Origin of the sequence: Sphingomonas hankookensis (assembly GCF_001619955.1) — a bacterium.
GTDB classification, from domain to species: domain Bacteria; phylum Pseudomonadota; class Alphaproteobacteria; order Sphingomonadales; family Sphingomonadaceae; genus Sphingomonas; species Sphingomonas hankookensis_A.
This window is the reverse complement of record NZ_LQQO01000015.1, coordinates 41,373-59,931: the sequence shown is the minus strand read 5'-3', so window position 1 is coordinate 59,931 and position 18,559 is coordinate 41,373. Positions and strand designations below refer to the sequence as shown.

14 protein-coding genes are annotated in these 18,559 nt (G+C 69.3%); 11 read left to right on the top strand and 3 right to left on the bottom strand.

The annotated features are described in order from the left end of the window. Positions 1-23 precede the first annotated feature (23 nt). A complete protein-coding gene (locus tag AVT10_RS09255) occupies positions 24-2,462 on the top strand; it encodes a DUF2339 domain-containing protein (RefSeq protein ID WP_198158541.1) in 2,439 nt (812 codons plus the stop codon). Positions 2,463-2,499: 37 nt separating this feature from the next. Here AVT10_RS09255 and AVT10_RS09250 read toward each other — a convergent pair whose 3' ends face one another. Continuing rightward, positions 2,500-2,997, bottom strand: a complete 498-nt coding sequence (locus AVT10_RS09250; protein ID WP_232307943.1) for a DUF6456 domain-containing protein — start codon at positions 2,995-2,997, stop codon at positions 2,500-2,502. 60 nt (positions 2,998-3,057) lie between these two features. On the opposite strand from AVT10_RS09250, the gene AVT10_RS09245 reads away from it, so the two are divergent. The 7 genes from AVT10_RS09245 to AVT10_RS09215 all read left to right on the top strand — a co-directional run bounded on the left by AVT10_RS09245 (position 3,058) and on the right by AVT10_RS09215 (position 13,722). Further along, a complete protein-coding gene (locus AVT10_RS09245) occupies positions 3,058-3,618 on the top strand; it encodes a helix-turn-helix domain-containing protein (RefSeq protein WP_066690085.1) in 561 nt (186 codons plus the stop codon). A gap of 194 nt (positions 3,619-3,812) precedes the next feature. Then, a complete protein-coding gene (gene ptsP / locus AVT10_RS09240; protein WP_066690080.1) occupies positions 3,813-6,089 on the top strand; it encodes a phosphoenolpyruvate--protein phosphotransferase in 2,277 nt (758 codons plus the stop codon). A gap of 190 nt (positions 6,090-6,279) precedes the next feature. After that, positions 6,280-7,098 (top strand): helix-turn-helix domain-containing protein, encoded by an 819-nt coding sequence (locus AVT10_RS09235; protein WP_198158540.1) that lies wholly within the window; start codon positions 6,280-6,282, stop codon positions 7,096-7,098. Positions 7,099-7,163: 65 nt separating this feature from the next. Continuing rightward, positions 7,164-8,153 carry a tetratricopeptide repeat protein gene (locus AVT10_RS09230; RefSeq protein ID WP_066690078.1) on the top strand — a complete coding sequence of 330 codons (990 nt, stop codon included), beginning with the start codon at positions 7,164-7,166 and terminating at the stop codon, positions 8,151-8,153. Between the two features lie 290 nt (positions 8,154-8,443). After that, positions 8,444-9,559 (top strand): tRNA lysidine(34) synthetase TilS, encoded by a 1,116-nt coding sequence (tilS, locus tag AVT10_RS09225; protein WP_084401538.1) that lies wholly within the window; start codon positions 8,444-8,446, stop codon positions 9,557-9,559. Between the two features lie 69 nt (positions 9,560-9,628). Then, complete coding sequence (ftsH, locus tag AVT10_RS09220; protein ID WP_066690076.1) at positions 9,629-11,590, top strand: ATP-dependent zinc metalloprotease FtsH; 1,962 nt, start codon at positions 9,629-9,631, stop codon at positions 11,588-11,590. Between the two features lie 203 nt (positions 11,591-11,793). Next, positions 11,794-13,722, top strand: a complete 1,929-nt coding sequence (locus AVT10_RS09215) for a CocE/NonD family hydrolase (RefSeq protein WP_066690074.1) — start codon at positions 11,794-11,796, stop codon at positions 13,720-13,722. A 128-nt stretch (positions 13,723-13,850) separates the two neighbouring features. Here AVT10_RS09215 and AVT10_RS09210 read toward each other — a convergent pair whose 3' ends face one another. Both AVT10_RS09210 and hisC read right to left on the bottom strand, forming a co-directional pair. After that, positions 13,851-14,759, bottom strand: a complete 909-nt coding sequence (locus tag AVT10_RS09210; RefSeq protein WP_066690072.1) for a prephenate/arogenate dehydrogenase family protein — start codon at positions 14,757-14,759, stop codon at positions 13,851-13,853. After that, positions 14,759-15,853, bottom strand: coding sequence for a histidinol-phosphate transaminase (hisC, locus tag AVT10_RS09205; protein WP_066690070.1), 1,095 nt, complete (start codon positions 15,851-15,853; stop codon positions 14,759-14,761). The genes AVT10_RS09210 and hisC overlap by 1 nt, the downstream gene beginning before the upstream one ends. A 168-nt stretch (positions 15,854-16,021) precedes the next feature. Between hisC and metX the strand changes: the two genes are divergently transcribed. From metX to AVT10_RS09190, 3 genes are all read left to right on the top strand, one after another. Beyond that, on the top strand, positions 16,022-17,149 hold the full coding sequence (gene metX, locus AVT10_RS09200; RefSeq protein ID WP_066690067.1) for a homoserine O-acetyltransferase MetX: 1,128 nt from the start codon (positions 16,022-16,024) through the stop codon (positions 17,147-17,149). After that, complete coding sequence (metW, locus tag AVT10_RS09195; protein WP_066690065.1) at positions 17,146-17,757, top strand: methionine biosynthesis protein MetW; 612 nt, start codon at positions 17,146-17,148, stop codon at positions 17,755-17,757. Before metX ends, metW begins: the two co-directional genes overlap by 4 nt. A gap of 75 nt (positions 17,758-17,832) precedes the next feature. After that, a complete protein-coding gene (locus tag AVT10_RS09190) occupies positions 17,833-18,546 on the top strand; it encodes a hypothetical protein (RefSeq protein WP_157092723.1) in 714 nt (237 codons plus the stop codon). Positions 18,547-18,559: the final 13 nt, after the last annotated feature.

The window sequence follows — 18,559 nt, the reverse complement described above, 5'->3', positions numbered from 1 at the left end:
GGCCTGTGCCACAATCGACGGCGGTGACGATAGTCCTCCTCCTCGCCGTGATCGCCCTGTCGATCGCGCTGGCCCGGTTGCACCGGCGCGTCGCGGCGCTGGAGGCGCGGCTGGTCGCTCCCACGCCCCCCATCGTCCGGCCGGAGGAGGCGGCACCCGTTCCCGCCCGGCCGCCGGCATCGCCAACCGCGCCCCGCCCCCGCCCGACCATCGCCCGCCCATCCCGCCCGAGGATCGACTTCGAAACGCTGGTCGGCAGCCGGTTGCCGGTGTGGATCGGCGGGCTGGCACTGGTCGTCGGCGGCATCTTCCTCGTCCGCCTGTCGATCGAGGCGGGGTGGCTGCCCCCGGCGATCCGCACCGTGCTCGCCGCGCTGTTCGCCTGCGTACTGCTGGCCGGCAGCGAGGGTGCGCGCCGCATTTCCGCCACCCGCGACGATCCCCGGATCGCGCAGGTGCTGGCCGGCGCCGGCATCGCCTCGGCCTATGCCACGCTCTATCTGGCCGCCGCGCTCTATCACCTGATCGGCCCGGCGACCGGCTTTGCGATCATGCTGGGCGTCACCGCGCTCGGCCTGTTCCTCGCGCTGCGCCACGGGCCGCCGACCGCCGTCATGGCGCTGGTCGGCGGGTTCGCCGCGCCGCTGGTCGCGGGCTATGACGCCGCCGGGATCGGCGCGCTGCTCGTCTATCTCGGCCTGTTCGTCGCCGCCCTGCTGGCGCTGGCGATCGTGCGCGGCTGGGCGTGGCTGGCGCTGTCGGCGCTGGTCGCGGCGTTCGGCTGGGTCGGCCTGCTGATCGCGCTGGTCCCCCCGGCCAGCCTCGGCGGCATCGGCGTGTTCCTGATCGCGCTGGCCATCGGCGGCAGCCTCGCCGCCCCGCGTGCCGCCATCGCCCGCCCGTGGTTGCGCGCCGCGCCGGTCATCGTCGCGCTGGTGCAGATGCTGGCGCTGGCCCCGATGCTCGACTTTTCCGCTCTGGCGTGGAGCTTCTACCTCACCCTCTCCGCCGCCGCGCTGTTCCTCGCATGGCGCGACACCACGCTGCTGCCCGCCGCGATCGGCGCAGCCCTCCTCGTCACCCTGCTCGTCGCGCTCGGGCTGGTGCAGGGCAGCAATGCGACGCCGCTGGCGCTGCCTGTCGCGCTGCTCTTGTTCGGCGCGGGCGGAGGCGCCGCCTCGCGCCGCGCGCCCGGCTGGGCCGTCGTCGCGCTGGCCGGCACCGCCGCGCCGTTGCTGGTGGCGCAGATCGTCGCGCCGTCGCTCCTGCCCCCCATCGGCTGGGCGCTCGCCGACCTAGCCCTAGCGCTCGCCGCAGCCTTCCCCGCCCACCGCCACCGCGACCGCGCCGGACGGGGGGATCTGGGGCTGGTCGGCGGCGTCGCCGTTGCCGCGCTTGGGCTGGGCCTCGCCGTCGCCGCGATCCTGCCGCCCGCCTTCGCCATGCTCGCCCCGCTGGCCGCGCTCGGCATCCTGCTCGCCGCCGCCCGGTTCGACCCTGCCATCCCGCAAAGCCTCGCCCTCTTCCTGGTGATCGTCCTGCTCGCCCTCGCCCTGCCGCCGCTGTCGGACGTCGCGCAGGCGCTGGCCGTCTCGATGATCTGGGAGGAACTGCCCTATCTCCACCTCCCCCCGGCCGGCGACGCGGCGCGCCTGCTGGTGATCCCGGCGCTCGCCCTGCTCGGCGCAGGTCGGTGGCAACGCGATCTTTTCGGCCCCGCCCGCCGCATCATCCTGCCGGCAACCGCTGCGATCGCCATCGCCGGCCTCTACGTCCTGCTCAAACAGCCGCTCGCCGTCGCCACCCCCGATGCATTCCGCAGCCGGGGCTTCATCGAACGCGCCGTCCTGACCGACCTGACACTGATCGCCGGCGGGTTGCTCTGGTTCCGCCACCGCCCGCTGGCCATGGCGCTGGTGGCGCTGGCCCTTGCGCGCATCCTGTGGTTCGACCTGCTCGGCCTCAACCCGGCATGGGTTCCGCAGGAAGTCGGCGCGCTCCCGATCCTCAACGCCGTCACGCTCCACCTCGCCCTCGCCTCCGCGATCGTCTGGCGCCTGACCGGCCTGCCGCGCCGCAGCCTGATCGCCGCGTTGCTCACCCTCGCCGCGACGCTGGCCACCATCCGGCAGATCGCGCAAGGAAGCCTCCTCACCGGCCCGGTCGGCCTGAGCGAGAATGGCGGCTATTCGGCGGCGATGCTGGTGCTGGCGATCCTGTGGCTGTGGCGCGGCATCGCGCGGCACAGCGCCGACCTGCGCCGCTTCGGCCTGACGCTGCTGACGCTCACCACGCTCAAAGTCTTCCTGATCGACGCCTCTGCGCTCGAAGGGGTGCTGCGCATCCTCTCGTTCATGGCACTGGGCGGCGCGCTGATCGGGATCGGCTGGGCGTACCGGCGGTTCGTGATAGTGACGGCACCGGCCCGCTCCCCCTCCCCGCCACCCACGCCAGTATCCTGAATGGGTGGCGGGGAGGGGGAGCGGGCCGGTGCCGGCTTCATACATTCAGCCGGTAATGCGCCGCCAGCCGATCGAGCGCCAGCGTAAGCACCAGCCGCCCGGCCCGCGCCGGCCATCCCAGCGCCTTCTCCGCCGCCGGCAGCCCTTCGTTCGCGCATACCGTCCGCCACAAGATGTCCGACAGCCCCGGCCCGACCGCCGCCACCGCCGCGTCGAACCGGGCCTTGGCCGCGACCTGTCCGCCCGACGGATCGCCCGGAACCCCCTTCGCCCCCCGCGGCGCACCGTCCCAGCGCATCGTCACCCGCGGCCCCAGCGCCGCGCGCTCATAATCGCCGCGCAGCCGCTCGCCCGCCTCATATTGCCGCGCATCGACCAGCGACCGCGACCGCAGCCAGTCGAGCGGCGATTCGCGCAGGTTCACCTGCACCCGCCGCCCGCCCGGCTCGTCGCGCACCCGTCCGTCCGCCAGCCGCCGCTCCACCAGTTCGCGCAAACCCGCCTCCACCTGCCAATTGAGTGACGGGGTTGCCATGGCGGCACCTTTGTAGGAAAGCGTTTGTACCAGATTGGTTTGCGGACAAAGGATACCGACATGATCACCGCCATCCGCGAAGTCCGCCGCGCACAGGGACTGACGCTGGAGGAGGTCGCGATCCGCTGCGTACCGCCCACGACGGCGCAGACCATCGGCCGCCTCGAAACCGGCACCCGCACCGTCTCGGTCGGCTGGCTCAACCGCATCGCGGCCGCGCTTGCGGTCGATGCCGCCGATCTCGTCCGCTTGCCCGAACGCCCCGACCTGCCCGTCGCCGCGATCCTCGACGGCGCCGGGGCCAGCGCTCCCCGCCGCGCGATGAGCGTCACCCCGCCGCGCAGCGAAGGCGACCTGATCGCGATCATCGTGCAGGCGACCACCGGCGACTATCGCGCGGGCGACATGATCTGGTGCCGCCGCCTCGCCCCCGCCGATTACATCGCCGCGCTCCACCGCGACGTGCTGGCCCCCGCGCCTGCCGGCCGCTTCGCCTTCGGCCGGCTGCTCGCGTTCGATGGCGACATGGTATCGATCCTCCCCGCGACGCTCGGCGCCAGCCCGGTGGCCCTGCGTTGCGCCTGGATCGCGGTGGCCGAACGGCTGGTGCGGAACCTCTAGGGCCGACCCTACCCAGCTCACACCGTACCCCCGCGCAGGCGGGGGTCCAGGGCCCAGCATAACAACGGCCGGCTATCGTGACCCTGGATCCCCGCCTGCGCGGGGATACGAATCCCTTCCCCCCAACCCCCAATTTCCCCAACGTCACCCTAAACCGTGATGACGCCCCGCCCTTCGCGTGTTAGCCCTCGTCCATGCCCGTCTCGGCCACCGCCTCCGCCCGCGAAATCCTGACGAACCTTCACGACGTGATGGCGTCGCGAAGTCCGGCGCAGGCGAAGCTCAACTCGGTCGTCCGCATCATCGCCGAGGCGCTGGATAGCGAGGTCTGCTCGATCTACCTGCTGCGCGAAGGGCTGCTCGAACTCTTCGCCACGGTCGGCCTGTCGCAGGAGGCGGTGCACGTCACCAAGCTGGCGCCCGGCGAAGGCCTCGTCGGCACCATCGTCGCCAATGTCGAAACGCTGAACCTGGCCGAGGCCGCGACCCATCCCGACTTCGCCTATCGGCCGGAGACGGGCGAGGAAATCTATCACAGCTTCGCCGGCGTGCCGATCATCCGCCGCGAGCGCGCGGTCGGGGTGCTGGCGGTGCAGCATGCCGATCCGCGCCGCTATGCCGATGTCGAGATCGAGGCGTTGCAGACCGTCGCGATGGTGCTGTCCGAACTGATCGCCAATGCCGACCTGATCGACGCGACCGGCGCGCCCTCCACCCGGCCGCAGGCGACCGGCGCGGTGCGCGTGCCCGGCTTCAAGCTGGTCGAGGGGATGGCGGCGGGCGTCGCGGTCTTCCACCAGCCGCGCATCGTCATCGAACATACCGTGGCCGAGGATGTCGAGGCGGAGCGCCACCGCGTCTATGCCGCGTTCGACAAGATGCGCGACCAGATCGAACGCATGTCGAACCAGGCCGAATTCGGCGTCGGCGGCGAACATGACGAGGTGCTCGCGACCTACAAGATGTTCGCCTATGACGAGGGTTGGGCGCGCCGGATCAACGAGGCGATCGACAGCGGCCTGACCGCCGAGGCGGCGATCGAGCGCGTGCAGCAGCGCACCCGGATGCGGATGCGCGAGATCAAGGATCCGTTGCTCGCCGACCGGATGCACGATCTGGAGGACCTGTCCAACCGCCTGCTGCGCATCGTGTCGGGCCAGCTCGGCACCGCCGCGCAAATGGGCCTGCGGCAGGACACGATCCTGATCGCCCGCAATCTCGGTCCTGCCGAACTGCTCGAATATGACCGCCGCCGTCTGAAAGGGGTCGTGCTGGAGGAAGGGTCGCTGACCGCGCATGTCGTCATCGTCGCCCGTGCGATGGGCGTGCCGGTCCTGGGCCGCGTCCGCGACATCCGCCGCCTGATCGCGGAGGGCGACCGGCTGCTGCTCAATTCGGTCGAGGACCTGCTGGTCATCCGTCCGACCCCGGCGATGGAGGAGGCGTTCGAGGCCAAGCTGGCGCTGACCCAGAAGCGCCGCGCCGCCTTCGCCGCGATGAAGGGCGAGCCGCCGGTCACGAAGGACGGCCACCGCGTCACGATGATGGTCAATGCGGGGCTGCGCGACGACGTCGCCGCGCTCGACCTGACCGGCGCCGACGGCATCGGCCTGTTCCGCACCGAATTCCAGTTCCTCGTGTCCGCCACCCTGCCCCAGCGCGAGCGCCAGCAGCGCCTGTACCGCGACGTGTTGGACGTCGCCGGCGACCGCCCGGTCGTGTTCCGGACGGTCGATATCGGCGGCGACAAGGCGCTGCCCTATCTCGACCATGCCGAGGGGCATGACGAGGAAAACCCGGCGATGGGCTGGCGCGCGCTGCGCCTCGCCCTCGGCCGCGAAGGGCTGATGAAGGCGCAGGCCCGCGCCCTGATCGAGGCGGCGTCGGGCCGCACCCTCAACGTCATGTTCCCGATGGTCAGCGAACCCTGGGAATTCGACGAAGCACGCGCCCTGTTCGAGGCGCAGCGCGAATGGCTGCGCGGGCGCGGCAAGCCGTTGCCGACCGACATCCGCTACGGTGCGATGCTCGAGGTGCCGGCCCTTGCCGACGTGCTCGATTTCCTGTGGCCCAGCCTCGATTTCCTGTCGATCGGCACCAACGACCTGACGCAGTTCCTCTTCGCCGCCGACCGCGCCGACCCGCGCCTCGCGCTGCGCTACGACTGGCTCAGCCCGGCGATCCTGCGCTTCCTGCGCCGGGTGACGAAGGCGGCGCAGGAAGCGGGCAAGCCCGTCGCCGTCTGCGGCGAGATGGGCGGGCGTCCCTTGGAGGCCATGGCGCTGATCGCACTCGGCATCGACCGCCTGTCGATCACCCCCGCCGCTGTCGGCCCGGTCAAGGCAATGCTCCGCTCGCTAGACCGCGGGGCAGCAATGGCCGAAATCGACCGTCTGCTGGCGACCCCCGCCAGAACCCTCCGCCCCGCCCTCGAAGACTGGGCAAAAACCAACGGCGTAGAACTGTCCTAAAAGCTCCTCCCCGCTCCGCGGGGAGGGGGACCGCCGGCGAAGCCGGTGGTGGAGGGGCCTGCCCCAAACGCACTGCCCCCACCCCAATTCCCCGCCATCCGCCCGCTCCGGCGTTGACAGCCGCCCTGCGCTGGCCGAAACCGCCCATGGACCGGGGGCGGACGATCAGCGGGTTGGAAGGGTAGTGATGATGGACGGCGACAGCACCACGGGCGCGCCACGCACGGCGGGCATGATGCTGCGTTCGGCACGCGAGGCGCAGGGCCTGACCCTGTCGGACGTCGCGCAGCGCACGCGGATTCCGCTGCGCCACCTCGAAGCGGTCGAGGACGGCAAGTTTCAGGCGCTGCCGTCGATCACCTATGCGATGGGCTTCGGCCGTGCCTATGCCCGCGCGGTCGGCGTGGACGAGACGGAGGTCGCGCGCGCGCTGCGTGCCGAACTGGCCGCCAATTACCAGCGCCCCGAACCGCTCCAGGACCTCGAACCGATCGACATGCGCCGTGGCCCCTCGCCCAGCGTCGTCGTGATCGCCGCGGTGATCGCCATCGTCCTGCTGCTGGGCGTCGGCCTGTATTTCGGCACCTCGCTGTTCCGCCGCGACGAACCGGCCAATCCGCAGGCGACCGTCGCCGGCGACCTCGGCATGTTGCCGCCGACCGCCACGCCCGCGACCGGCGGCACCGCCCCCGTCGCCCCGCCGGTCCCGGCGGGCGGTGGACAGGTGACGCTGACCGCCACCGGCACCACCTGGGTCCGCATCTTCGACGACACCGGCACGCTGGTGAACAAGGAGATGAAGGAGGGCGATCGCTACGACGTGCCGATGACCGCCAAGAACCCGCAGATCCGCACCGGCCGTCCCGACCTGCTGACCGTCACCGTCAACGGATCGAACGTGCCACCGCTCGGCACCGGCGAACGCCCGGTCACCGTCGCGCTGAGTGCCGAAGCGCTGCGCAACCGTGGCGCGGCCAGTCCCACGCCGACGCCGTCACCCGCCGGTTAAGCGTGGCGACAGCTCGCCTGCCTAGTTTCCAGCGGCCCGTCCAACCTGCTCCGGGGGGAGTTTTCATGCGCCATTTCAAAGCCCTGCCGCTTCTCGCCCTGCTCGCCGCATGGCCGGCGACCGCCCAGACCACCAGCCAGATCGAACCGCGCGTCAACAAGCTGGAGCGCGAGATGCGCGCCGTGCAGCGGAAAGTCTTTTCGGGCGGCGCCCCCAACCAGGTCGAACCGCAGATCACCGCACCGACCCAGCCGACCGAAATTCCCGGTAGCCCGTCGAGCGGCCCGCTCGCCACGCTGACCTCGCGGGTCGACGCGCTCGAATCGCAGCAGCAGTCGCTGACCGGCCAGCTCGAACAGGCGCAATACAAGCTGCGCCAGCTCGAATCGGCGTTCGAGGCATACAAGTCCGCGACCGATGCGAAGCTGAAGGCACTGGAATCGGCCGGCGCGCCCGCCATCGCCCCCGCCACTCCGGGCGCGGTCGCCGCCTCGGGCGACACCTCGACCGACACCGCCGCCCCCGCGACGCGCGGTCCGGGCAATGGCGGCGGCACGCTCGGCGGCACCACCGTCCGCCCGCCCGCCGTCACCGCACCGGCCGCCACCGCCGACCCGGCGCGCGCCGCCCGCATCGCCGCGATCGACAAGCCCGCCACCGGCGACGCGGCCGACGACGGTTATCTCTACGGCTTCCGCCTGTGGAGCGCGAAACTCTATCCCGAAGCCATTGCCGCCCTGCGCCCGGTCGTCGCGAAATACCCGAAACACCGCCGCGCCAGCTATGCCCAGAACCTGATCGGCCGGTCCTATCTCGACGACGGCAAACCCAGCCTCGCCAGCCGCGAATTCTACGATAACTACAAGAACATGCCCGACGGTGAACGCGCGCCCGACAGTCTGTTCTATCTTGCGGATGCGCTGACCAGGCTGAAGAAGACCAAGGAAGCCTGCGACGTCTATGGCGAACTGACCGACGTCTATGGCGACAAGATTTCGGGTGCGATGAAGGCGGACGTGGCGAAGGGGCGGGCGGCGAACAAGTGCGCGGCGTAAGCGGCCTACCTTCGCTGCCGCCCCCGCTTGTCCTGAGTAGCTGCTGAGCCTGTCGATACAGGTCTTCGACTACGCTCAGCCCTTACTCAGGACGAACGGAGTCCATACCCACCCGTTCGGTTCGAGCAGCTTCGAGCTTGTCGAGAAGCGTCCGTCGAGAACCCGGTGGTCGGGGCAGCCCCTTCTCGACTTCAGTTCTCGACAGGCTCGAACCTGCGCTCGAAGCAAACGGGGGACTAGGGGAAGGAACCCATGCCGCAGTCCGATTCACGTCAACCATGCCGCATTCCATGACCCTCCTCCCCGAAACCCTCACCCGCTTCACCCGCGACCTGACGGCGCTGACCCCGCCGCCGACCCCCGACCGCCCGCTGGCCATCGCCGTCTCCGGCGGACCCGACTCGATGGCGCTCCTCGCCCTCGCCGCGACCGCCTTCCCCGGCAGCGTGATCGCCGCCACCGTCGACCACCGCCTCCGCCCCGCCTCGGCGCAGGAAGCCGCGATGGTCGCCGACTGGTGCCACACCCACGCCATCCCCCACGCCACCCTCGCCCCGGCTACGCCGCCAGCAGGCGCCAGCATCCAGGCGCAGGCGCGCCACGCCCGCTACGCCCTGCTCGGCGGCTGGGCGCTCGCCGCCAGCGCGTCCGCGCTCGCCACCGCGCACCATGCCGACGACCAGGCCGAAACCTTCCTGATGCGCGCCGCCCGCGCTTCCGGCCCGGCGGGCCTCGCCGGCATCCGCCCGCGGTGGGAGTTCGACGCCGATCGCTGGAGGGCATCATCCCGGCAAGAAGCGTACCCCCGCGCAGGCGGGGGGCCAGGGCGACAGGACGCAACCGGTGCGACATGCCGCTCTGGGTCCCCGCGTCCGCGGGGACGCAACCGCGAGGGGGAACGACGCCTCCCCATCCTCCGCCCCCTCCTCACCTGGCGCCGCGCCGAACTGCGTGCCCTCGCCGCCGACCTCCCCTTCATCGACGACCCCTCGAACACCGACCCGCGCCACGACCGCACCGCCGTCCGCGCGCTGCTTGCCGCCGGGCACCTCGACCCACTCGCCCTCGCCGCCAGCGCAGCCCATTGCCGCGAGGTCGATGCGACGCTCACCGAAACCGTCGACTGGCTGTGGCGCACCCGCCGCCGCGATGCCGACGCTGGCGAACACCGCCTCGACATGACCGACCTGCCCCGCGAGCTGCGCCGCCGAATCGCCCGCCGCGCCATCGGCGACGTTCGCCGGATCGACGGGATCACCGAAGGCCCCTGGTCCGACGCCGCCAACATCGAATCGCTGCTGACCGCGCTCGAGTCGGGCAAAAAAGCGACGCAATCCGGCGTTCTGGCCTCGGCAAAAGGCGGAATCTGGCACTTTCGCCCCGCTCCACCGCGCCGATCAGACTGATCGACGTTGTTCCATTGCCATTAACCTCGCCTCGCCTATCTTGGGTGCACTGAGAGGTAGTACGTCCGCATGAACGACAACGACAAGCAGAACGGCCCCGACAATAACGGCGGCAACCCCTGGATGAAGAGCCTGTTGATCTGGGTCGGCATCCTGGTGTCGCTGGCGATCTTCGTCCAGCTGTTCAACGGCCCGTCGACCCAGACCCAGGGGCAGGTGATCCCCTATTCGACCTTCCTGAACCGGGTCGACGAAGGATCGGTGCGTGAGGTCAATATCGCGACCAACACCATCACCGGCATCCAGACCAATGACGAGAAGTTCCGCACCAACGCGCTGAACGATCCCAACCTGATCGAACGGCTGCGCGCGAAGAACGTCGTCATGAACGCCCGTCCGGAGGAAGGGCCGAACATCTGGATGGCGATTCTCGTCCAGTCGCTGCCGTTCCTGCTGTTCCTCGGCATCGCCTTCTTCGTGCTGCGCCAGATGCAGAAGGGCGGCGGCGGTGGCGGCGCAATGGGCTTCGGCAAGTCGCGCGCGCGGATGCTGACGCAGAAGGAAGGCAAGGTCACCTTCGACGATGTCGCCGGCATCGACGAGGCGCGTGCCGAGCTAACCGAGATCGTCGACTTCCTGAAGGACCCGACCAAGTTCGCCCGTCTGGGGGGCAAGATTCCGAAGGGTGCGCTGCTGGTCGGTTCGCCCGGCACCGGCAAGACTTTGCTCGCCCGCGCGATCGCCGGCGAAGCGGGCGTGCCGTTCTTCACCATCTCGGGTTCGGACTTCGTCGAGATGTTCGTCGGCGTCGGCGCATCCCGCGTCCGCGACATGTTCGAACAGGCCAAGAAGTCGGCCCCCTGCATCGTCTTCATCGACGAAATCGACGCGGTCGGTCGCCATCGTGGCGCGGGTCTTGGCAATGGCAATGACGAGCGCGAGCAGACGCTGAACCAGCTGCTGGTCGAAATGGACGGCTTCGAGGCGAACGAGGGCATCATCATCGTTGCGGCGACCAACCGTCCCGACGTGCTCGACCCCGCGCTGCTGCGTCCGGGCCGCTTCGATCGCCAGGTCGTCGTGCCCCGCCCCGATATCGAGGGCCGGATCAAGATCCTGCAGGTCCATATGAAGAAGGTGCCGCTGGCGCCCGACGTCGATGCACGCGTCATCGCGCGCGGCACGCCGGGCTTCTCGGGTGCCGATCTCGCCAACCTCGTCAACGAAGCGGCGCTGATGGCGGCGCGCAAGGGCAAGCGGCTGGTCGCCAATTCGGAATTCGAAGAGGCGAAGGACAAGGTCATGATGGGTGCCGAGCGGCGCTCGATGGTTATGACCGACGACGAAAAGCGCATGACCGCCTATCATGAGGCCGGCCACGCCATCGTCTCGCTCCACGAACCGGCATCGGACCCGATCCACAAGGCGACGATCATCCCGCGCGGCCGCGCGCTGGGCATGGTCATGCGCCTGCCGGAACGCGACTCGTACAGCTATCACCGCGACAAGATGTACGCGAACCTGTCGGTCGCGATGGGCGGCCGCATCGCCGAGGAAATCATCTTCGGCTATGACAAGGTGTCGTCGGGCGCCTCGGGCGACATTCAGCAGGCGACGTCGCTCGCCCGCGACATGGTCACCCGCTGGGGCATGTCCGACGCGGTCGGCCCGGTCGAATATGCCGAACCGCAGGGGGAAAGCTTCCTCGGCTATTCGTCCTCGGCCCCGGCGCGCATGTCGAACAAGACCGCCGAGCTGATCGACAGCGAGATCAAGCGCATCGTCGAAGGTGGCTTGGAGCGCGCGCGTCAACTTCTGACCGAACATGTCGATCAGTTGCACACGCTGGCCGGTGCGCTGCTCGAATATGAAACCCTGTCGGGCGACGAGATCAAGCGGCTGATCGCGGGCGAGGATATCGGCCGCGACGAGGGCACGCCCTCGACCCCGCTGGCCGCTGCCGGCACCTCGATCCCGAAGACCCGCCGCCCGCGCGGCCCCTTCGGATCGCCGACGCCGCAGGGCGCCTGAACGACCTGACCGGTGGCGGAGCGATCGCTTCGCCACCGGTCGGCACATGCGTGCGCGAAGCCGTCACTAGTGTGAACTTAGTGAACTTTGGGCCGATCGTGCCGATATCCACGTCGCCCATATTGACTTCCCTGACACTCCGCCGAACGATGTAACATCATCGCATCGCCGCCCGGCGACACGGTCAGGAGTCCCTTGTTCCCATGCGAATTCGCCCGCTGCTTCTCGCCTGCACCCTCGCGCTCGGCGCCTCGACCCTCGCCGCCCAGACGGCGAAGCCCGGTCCCGACATCTGGCCGCCGAACGGCGACATCCCGGCGAAGTTCGTGCCGCCGACCGACAAATACGACTATGTGAAGCGCGAAGTGATGATCCCGATGCGCGACGGGGTGAAGCTGCACACGGTCATCATGATCCCGAAGGGCGCGGCGAACGCCCCGATCCTGCTGACCCGCACCCCCTACAACGCGTCGGGCCGCGTCGCGCGCGCCGACAGCACCAGCTATGTCGCGACGCTGCCGCAGGGCGACGAGGTCTTCACCCGCGCCGGCTATATCCGCGTGTTCCAGGACATTCGCGGCAAATACGGGTCGGAGGGCGATTATGTCGTCACCCGCCCGGTGCGTGGCCCCCTGAACCCGACCAATGTCGATCACGTCACCGACGCCTATGACACGATCGACTGGCTGGTGAACAAGGCGAACCTGCCCGAAAGCAACGGCCGGGTCGGCATGCTGGGGTCGTCGTACGAAGGATTCACCGTCGTCATGGCGCTGCTGAACCCGCATCCCGCGCTCAAGGTCGCGGCGCCGGAAAGCCCGATGATCGACGGCTGGATGGGCGACGACTGGTTCCATTACGGCGCGTTCCGCCTCGCCAATATCGGCTGGATCGGCAGCCAGACGGGCTACAAGGGCCCCGGCGCCTCGCCGCCCTCCACCACCTATGACGATTACGACCAGTTCCGGAACGTCGGGTCCGCGAACGACTGGGCCAAGGCGTCGGGCTATGCCCAGCTCCCCTTCTGGCAGCGCTTCGTCGCCCACCCGTCCTACGACGCCTATTGGCAGGGACAGGCGCTCGACAAGCTGATCGCCGCCAACCCCTCCAACGTCCCCACGATGTGGGAACAGGGGCTGTGGGATCAGGAGGACATGTACGGCGCCATCACCGCCTGGGAAGCGCTGAAGGCCAAGGGCAAGGGCGGCAATAACTTCCTCGTCATGGGGCCGTGGCGCCACAGCGGCGCGAATTACGACGGCTCGACGCTCGGCGACCTGAAGTTCAACGGCGACACCGCGCTCCAATGGCGCGAGAAGTATCTGTTCCCGTTCTTCGACCAGTATCTGCGCGACGGCCGCCCCGCCTTCACCCCGCCCCAGGCGCTGATCTACAACACCGGCGAGAATCACTGGGACGAACTGCCCCAGTGGCCGCTGTCCTGCGCGAAGGGCTGCGCCGCACCGCTGAAACCCATCTATCTCGGCGCGGACGGCGACCTCGGCTTCACCGCGGCCAAGGCCGGTGGCGACAGCTATGTCTCCGACCCTGCCAAGCCCGTCCCGCACCTGTCGCGTCCGGTCAATTTCGATGACGGCCGGTGGAAGGCGTGGCTGGTCAGCGACCAGCGCCATGTCGACGGCCGCACCGACGTCATGACCTACCAGACGCCGGTGCTCACGCAGCCGGTCAAGGTCGCCGGCGCGCCGATCGCCGATATCTTTGCCAGGACGACCGGCACCGACGGCGATTTCGTGGTGAAGGTGATCGACGTCTATCCCGACGTCGTGCCCGGTCAGCCGGCGATGGGCGGATATCAGCTGCCGATCAGCCTCGACATCTTCCGCGGCCGCTACCGCAACGACTTCGCCAAGCCCTCGGCGATCCCGGCGAACAAGACGCAGCGCTATCGCTTCCGGCTGCCGACCGTGAACCATGTGTTCCAGCCGGGCCACCGCATCATGGTCCAGGTCCAGTCGTCGCTGTTCCCGCTCTACGACCGCAACCCGCAGACCTATGTCCCGAACATCTTCACCGCGCCCAAGGATGCGTACAAGAAGGCGACGGTAACGATCGAACGCGGCGGCAGCAGCCCGAGCGCGGTATGGCTGCCGGTGGTGGAGGCGAAGTAACGGCTCAAGCCAAGAGCGTCACCCCAGCGCAGGCTGGGGTCTCCCTGTTGGTTGGCGGATCGACCGCCACGAGGAGACCCCAGCCTGCGCTGGGGTGACGTTCTTGGTACGTGGGGAGACGAACGCCCCTACCCGTGGCTCCGCCCGAAATCCTCGCGGGCGTCGTCCTGCCCCTGTTCGACGATCGACCGCCGGATCGCCCGGGTCCGGGTGAACAGGTCGAACAGCTCGTCGCCCTTGTCCCACCGGATCGCGCGTTGCAGCGCCGACAGGTCTTCCGAGAAGCGCTGGAGCATCGCCAGCACCGCATCCTTGTTCGCCAGGAACACGTCGCGCCACATCGTCGGGTCCGACGCGGCGATACGGGTGAAGTCGCGGAAGCCGCCCGCCGAATATTTGATGACCTCGCTCTGCGTCACCGCCTCCAGGTCGGATGCGGTGCCGACGATGGTATAGGCGATCAGGTGCGGCAGATGGCTGGTCACCGCCAGCACCAGGTCGTGATGCTGCGCGTCCATCGTGTCGATCTCGGCACCCAGCCGCCGCCAGAACTCACCGACGCGCTCGACCGCCATCGGATCGGCATCGGCCGCCGGGGTCAGGATGCACCAGCGCCCCTTGAACAGGGTCGCGAAGCCCGCGTCCGGCCCGCTGCGCTCGGTCCCCGCCACCGGATGCGCCGGCACCACCGTCACGCCCGGCAGCGCTTCGGCGAAGGCAGTGGCGACCCCGGCCTTGCTCGACCCGACATCGCTGACGATCACGCCTGCCGGCAGATCATCGGCAATCTCCGCGGCGACCGCCCCGATTGCGCCCACCGGCACGCACAGGATGACCAGATCGGCATCGATCACCGCCGCACCGGCATGGTCGGTACAATCGTCGACGAGTCCGAGCGCGCGCACCTGCTCGCGCGCCTCGGCCGACGCATCATGCCCGGTCAGCCGCACCGTCGGCATCTCGGCACGGACCGCCCGCGCGATCGACGACCCGATCAGCCCCAGCCCGATGATGGCGACGCGGGAGAAAGGCAGCATCAGCCGCCCACGATCTCGCGCAGCGCGGCGGCGATCCCGCGCACCTCCGCCTCGGTGCCGATCGAGATGCGCAGGCCGTTGGCAAGGCCCTGTCCCGGCAGCCAGCGCACGATATAGCCCCGGCCCATCAGCGCCTGATACGCATCGCCCGCGCTCACCGGCCCGTCGAACAGGACCAGCACGAAATTGGCCTTGGACGGCACGGCGCGCAGGCCCGCATTGCCCAGTGCCGCGATCTCACCCTCGAACCAGGTGCGCCACTGGCGGTTGTGCGCGCGGCTCGCCTCGACGAAACCCTTGTCGCGGATCGCGGCGATCGCCGCCTGCTGCCCGGCGGTGGTCACGTTGAACGGCGCGCGGATGCGGTGCATCGCATCGATCGCCTCCGCCGAACCATAGCCCCAGCCGATCCGCTCGGCGGCAAGGCCGTGAATCTTCGAAAAGGTCCGGGTCACCAGCACGTTCGGCTGGGTCTTGGCGAGTTCGAGGCCGTGATCGTCCTCCGCCGGCTCCAGATATTCGGCATAGGCCTGATCGAGTACCAGCAGCACGTGCGACGGCAGCCCGGCGTGCAGCCGCGCAATCTCGCTGCGCGCGGCATAGGTGCCGGTCGGATTGTTCGGATTGGCGACGAACACGACGCGCGTCCGCTCGGTCACGCAGGACAGGATCGCATCGACGTCGGTCGCATAGTCCTTGTCCGGGGCGATCACCGGCGTCGCGCCGACCCGCCGCGTGGCGATCTCATAGACCGCAAAGCCGTAGCGGACGAAGATCACCTCGTCGCCCTGCCCCGCATAGGCCCCGGCGGCAAGATGCAGCACCTCGTCCGACCCGGTGCCATAGATGATCCGCGCCGGATCCAGCCCATGCGCCTGCCCGATCGCCACCCGCAGATCGGCGGCGGCAGGGTCGGGATAGCGTTCGAGGCTGCGGTCCGCGGTCGCAAAGGCGGCGCGGGCATGCGGCGAGGTGCCGAGCGGATTTTCGTTCGACGACAGCTTCGCCACCTGCCGCCCGTCATCGGTCTTGGACCGGCCGGGGACATAGGGGGCGATGTCGAGGATCCATGGCTTGGGAGCAGGCGCGTTCATGGGTCCGGGCAGTGGCAAATGCAGCCGCGTAACGCAAGGTTTTGGGGCAAGTGGGGTGGTGCCGGTGGCCCCATATTCCTACGTCACCCCGGGTCAAGCCCGGGGTGACGATGTGCGTGGCGCGCCCCGACCCTTGAACCCGCCGCGCCGCCCGCTTACCGCACCGCCATGGATTCCCGTTTCGGTCCCGATCGCCGCGCTACCCTCTCCACGCCGCTTGCGCTGGATGGCGGCGCGACGCTGCCCGCGATCGACATCGCCTATGAAACCTATGGCACGCTGTCGCCGGCGCGCGACAATGCGATCCTGATCTGCCACGCGCTGACCGGCGACCAGCATGTCGCCTCCACCCATCCGCGCACCGGCAAGCCGGGCTGGTGGTCGCGCATGGTCGGACCGGGCAAGCCGATCGACCTCAACAAGCATTTCGTCATCTGTTCGAACGTGCTGGGCAGCTGCATGGGATCGTCGGGTCCCGCCAGCATCGACCCTGCGACCGGTGCGCCCTACGCGATGCGCTTCCCCGTGCTGACCATCCGCGACATGGTGCGCGCGCAGGGGATGCTGCTCGACCATCTCGGGATCGACCGGCTACGCGCGGTGGTCGGTGGATCGATGGGGGGCATGCAGGCGCTGTCCTGGGCCGCGACCCTGCCCGACCGGGTCGAGGCGGTGGTCGTGATCGCGTCGACCGCGCGGCATTCGGCGCAGAATATCGCGTTCCACGAAGTCGGGCGACAGGCGATCATGGCCGATCCCAACTGGCGCGGCGGCGACTATTATGCCGACGGATCGCCCCCCGCCGCCGGGTTGTCGGTGGCGCGGATGGCGGCGCACATCACCTATCTGTCCGAGGCGGGCCTGACCGCCAAGTTCGGCCGCAAGCTGCAGGCGCGCGCCGATGGACAGGCGGGTGCCAAGACCTTCGGCTTCGACGCCGATTTCCAGGTCGAAAGCTATCTGCGCCACCAGGGGCTGGCGTTCACCGACCGGTTCGACGCGAACAGCTATCTCTACATCACCCGCGCGCTCGATTATTTTGACCTGGCGGAGGAGCATGGCGGGGTGCTCGCCAACGCGTTCCGCGCGACGAAGGCGCGGTTCTGCATCGTCAGTTTCGATACCGACTGGCTGTATCCGACCGCCGAGTCGCGCAACATCGTCCATGCGCTGAACGCCGCCGGGGCGCCGGCCAGCTTCGTCGAACTGTCCTCGCCGTTCGGCCATGACGCGTTCCTGCTCGATTCACCCGAACTCGACCGGATCATGCGCGGGTTTCTGGAGGCAGGCGCATGACGACGACAGGCGGATCACAGCCCTCCCTGCGCCCCGACCTCGCAATCATCGCCGCGCATGTCGCGCGGGGATCGCGCGTGCTGGATGTCGGGTGCGGCGACGGACAGTTGATGGCGGCGCTGCGCGACGAACGCGGCGTCGATGCGCGCGGGCTGGAGATCGATCCGGGCAATGTCGCCGATGCGATGGCGCGCGGGCTGTCGGTGATGCAGGGCGATGCCGATCGCGACCTGGCCGACTATCCCGACGCCAGCTTCGACTATGCGATCCTCAGCCAGACGTTGCAGACTGCGATGCGGCCGCATGTCGTGCTCGACCATCTGCTGCGCATCGGCGCGCAGGCGTTCGTGTCCTTTCCCAACTTCGCCCATTGGCGGGTGCGCGCGTCGCTGCTCTGGGGCGGGCGGATGCCGGTGACGAAGCTGTTGCCGCTCGAATGGTATGAGACGCCGAACATCCACCACCTGACGATCGACGATTTCCGCGCCTATGTCGCCAAGCGGGGGATCACGGTGGTCGATGCATGGTTCCTGTCGAAGGGCAGGCGGACCACGGCGGCGGCGGCCAATTTCCGTGCCGAACATGCGGTGTTCCTGCTCAAACGCTGACGCCGCGTTAACCATTGCGAAGGCTTTGCGGCCGATATTTCCGTGCTGTCGGGGGACAAGACGGGAATCGGTTCGATGCGTACACGCCTGCTCCTGCTCGCTGCCTGTGGTGCCGCGCTGCTCCACGGCTGCGCGCGCAAGACGCCCGAAGTCGCGGTGGTCACGCCGCCACCGGTGCCGGTCGCGACACCCGCGCCCAAGCCGAAGCCGCCGATGGGGGCCGCCGCCAACCTCACCATTCCGGCCGTGCTCGCCGACGGTAATTACGCGACGCCCAACCACGCGCTGTCGGCCGATGCCGCCGTCTGGCATCTGCGGTCGGCGCTGAACGTCGCCGCGCTCCACTGCAATATCGCCGACCCGTCCGGCGTCGCGCAGTATAACCGTCTGCTGAAGGTCCATGCCGCCCGTTTCGCCGCCGCGCACAAGGCGCTGGAGGCCGAATATCGCCGGGGCGGCGGCGACTGGCAGGACCGGTTCGACGACGCGATGACGCGGGTCTATAACTACTTCGCCCAGCCGCCGGTGCGCGACCAGTTCTGCGCCACCGCGCTGCCGATGCTGGCGCAGGTCGCCGACCTGCCGGTGGGCGGGATCGACGGTTTCGCGGCGCCGGGGATCGCCTCGCTCGACCAGCCCTTCGTCGACTTCTACCGCGCCTATGACCAGTATCGGGTCGAACTGGCGGCGTGGCAGGCGGGTCAGGTGCCGACGCTGAAGGTCGATCCGCAGATCCTCGTCGCCTCGACCGATGTGACCGGTGGCGGCTATCGCATGGCGGCGCGCTGACGCCTTGGCTTGA

Coding starts and splice junctions, on each gene's coding strand:
- AVT10_RS09230 (WP_066690078.1), top strand. CDS start 7,164: ATGCGCCATTTCAAAGCCCTGCCGCTTCTCGCCCTGCTCGCCGCATGG.
- ptsP (WP_066690080.1), top strand. CDS start 3,813: ATGCCCGTCTCGGCCACCGCCTCCGCCCGCGAAATCCTGACGAACCTT.
- hisC (WP_066690070.1), bottom strand. CDS start 15,853: ATGAACGCGCCTGCTCCCAAGCCATGGATCCTCGACATCGCCCCCTAT.
- metW (WP_066690065.1), top strand. CDS start 17,146: ATGACGACGACAGGCGGATCACAGCCCTCCCTGCGCCCCGACCTCGCA.
- AVT10_RS09210 (WP_066690072.1), bottom strand. CDS start 14,759: ATGCTGCCTTTCTCCCGCGTCGCCATCATCGGGCTGGGGCTGATCGGG.
- AVT10_RS09245 (WP_066690085.1), top strand. CDS start 3,058: ATGATCACCGCCATCCGCGAAGTCCGCCGCGCACAGGGACTGACGCTG.
- AVT10_RS09250 (WP_232307943.1), bottom strand. CDS start 2,997: ATGGCAACCCCGTCACTCAATTGGCAGGTGGAGGCGGGTTTGCGCGAA.
- AVT10_RS09215 (WP_066690074.1), top strand. CDS start 11,794: ATGCGAATTCGCCCGCTGCTTCTCGCCTGCACCCTCGCGCTCGGCGCC.
- AVT10_RS09190 (WP_157092723.1), top strand. CDS start 17,833: ATGCGTACACGCCTGCTCCTGCTCGCTGCCTGTGGTGCCGCGCTGCTC.
- AVT10_RS09235 (WP_198158540.1), top strand. CDS start 6,280: ATGGACGGCGACAGCACCACGGGCGCGCCACGCACGGCGGGCATGATG.
- ftsH (WP_066690076.1), top strand. CDS start 9,629: ATGAACGACAACGACAAGCAGAACGGCCCCGACAATAACGGCGGCAAC.
- metX (WP_066690067.1), top strand. CDS start 16,022: ATGGATTCCCGTTTCGGTCCCGATCGCCGCGCTACCCTCTCCACGCCG.
- tilS (WP_084401538.1), top strand. CDS start 8,444: ATGACCCTCCTCCCCGAAACCCTCACCCGCTTCACCCGCGACCTGACG.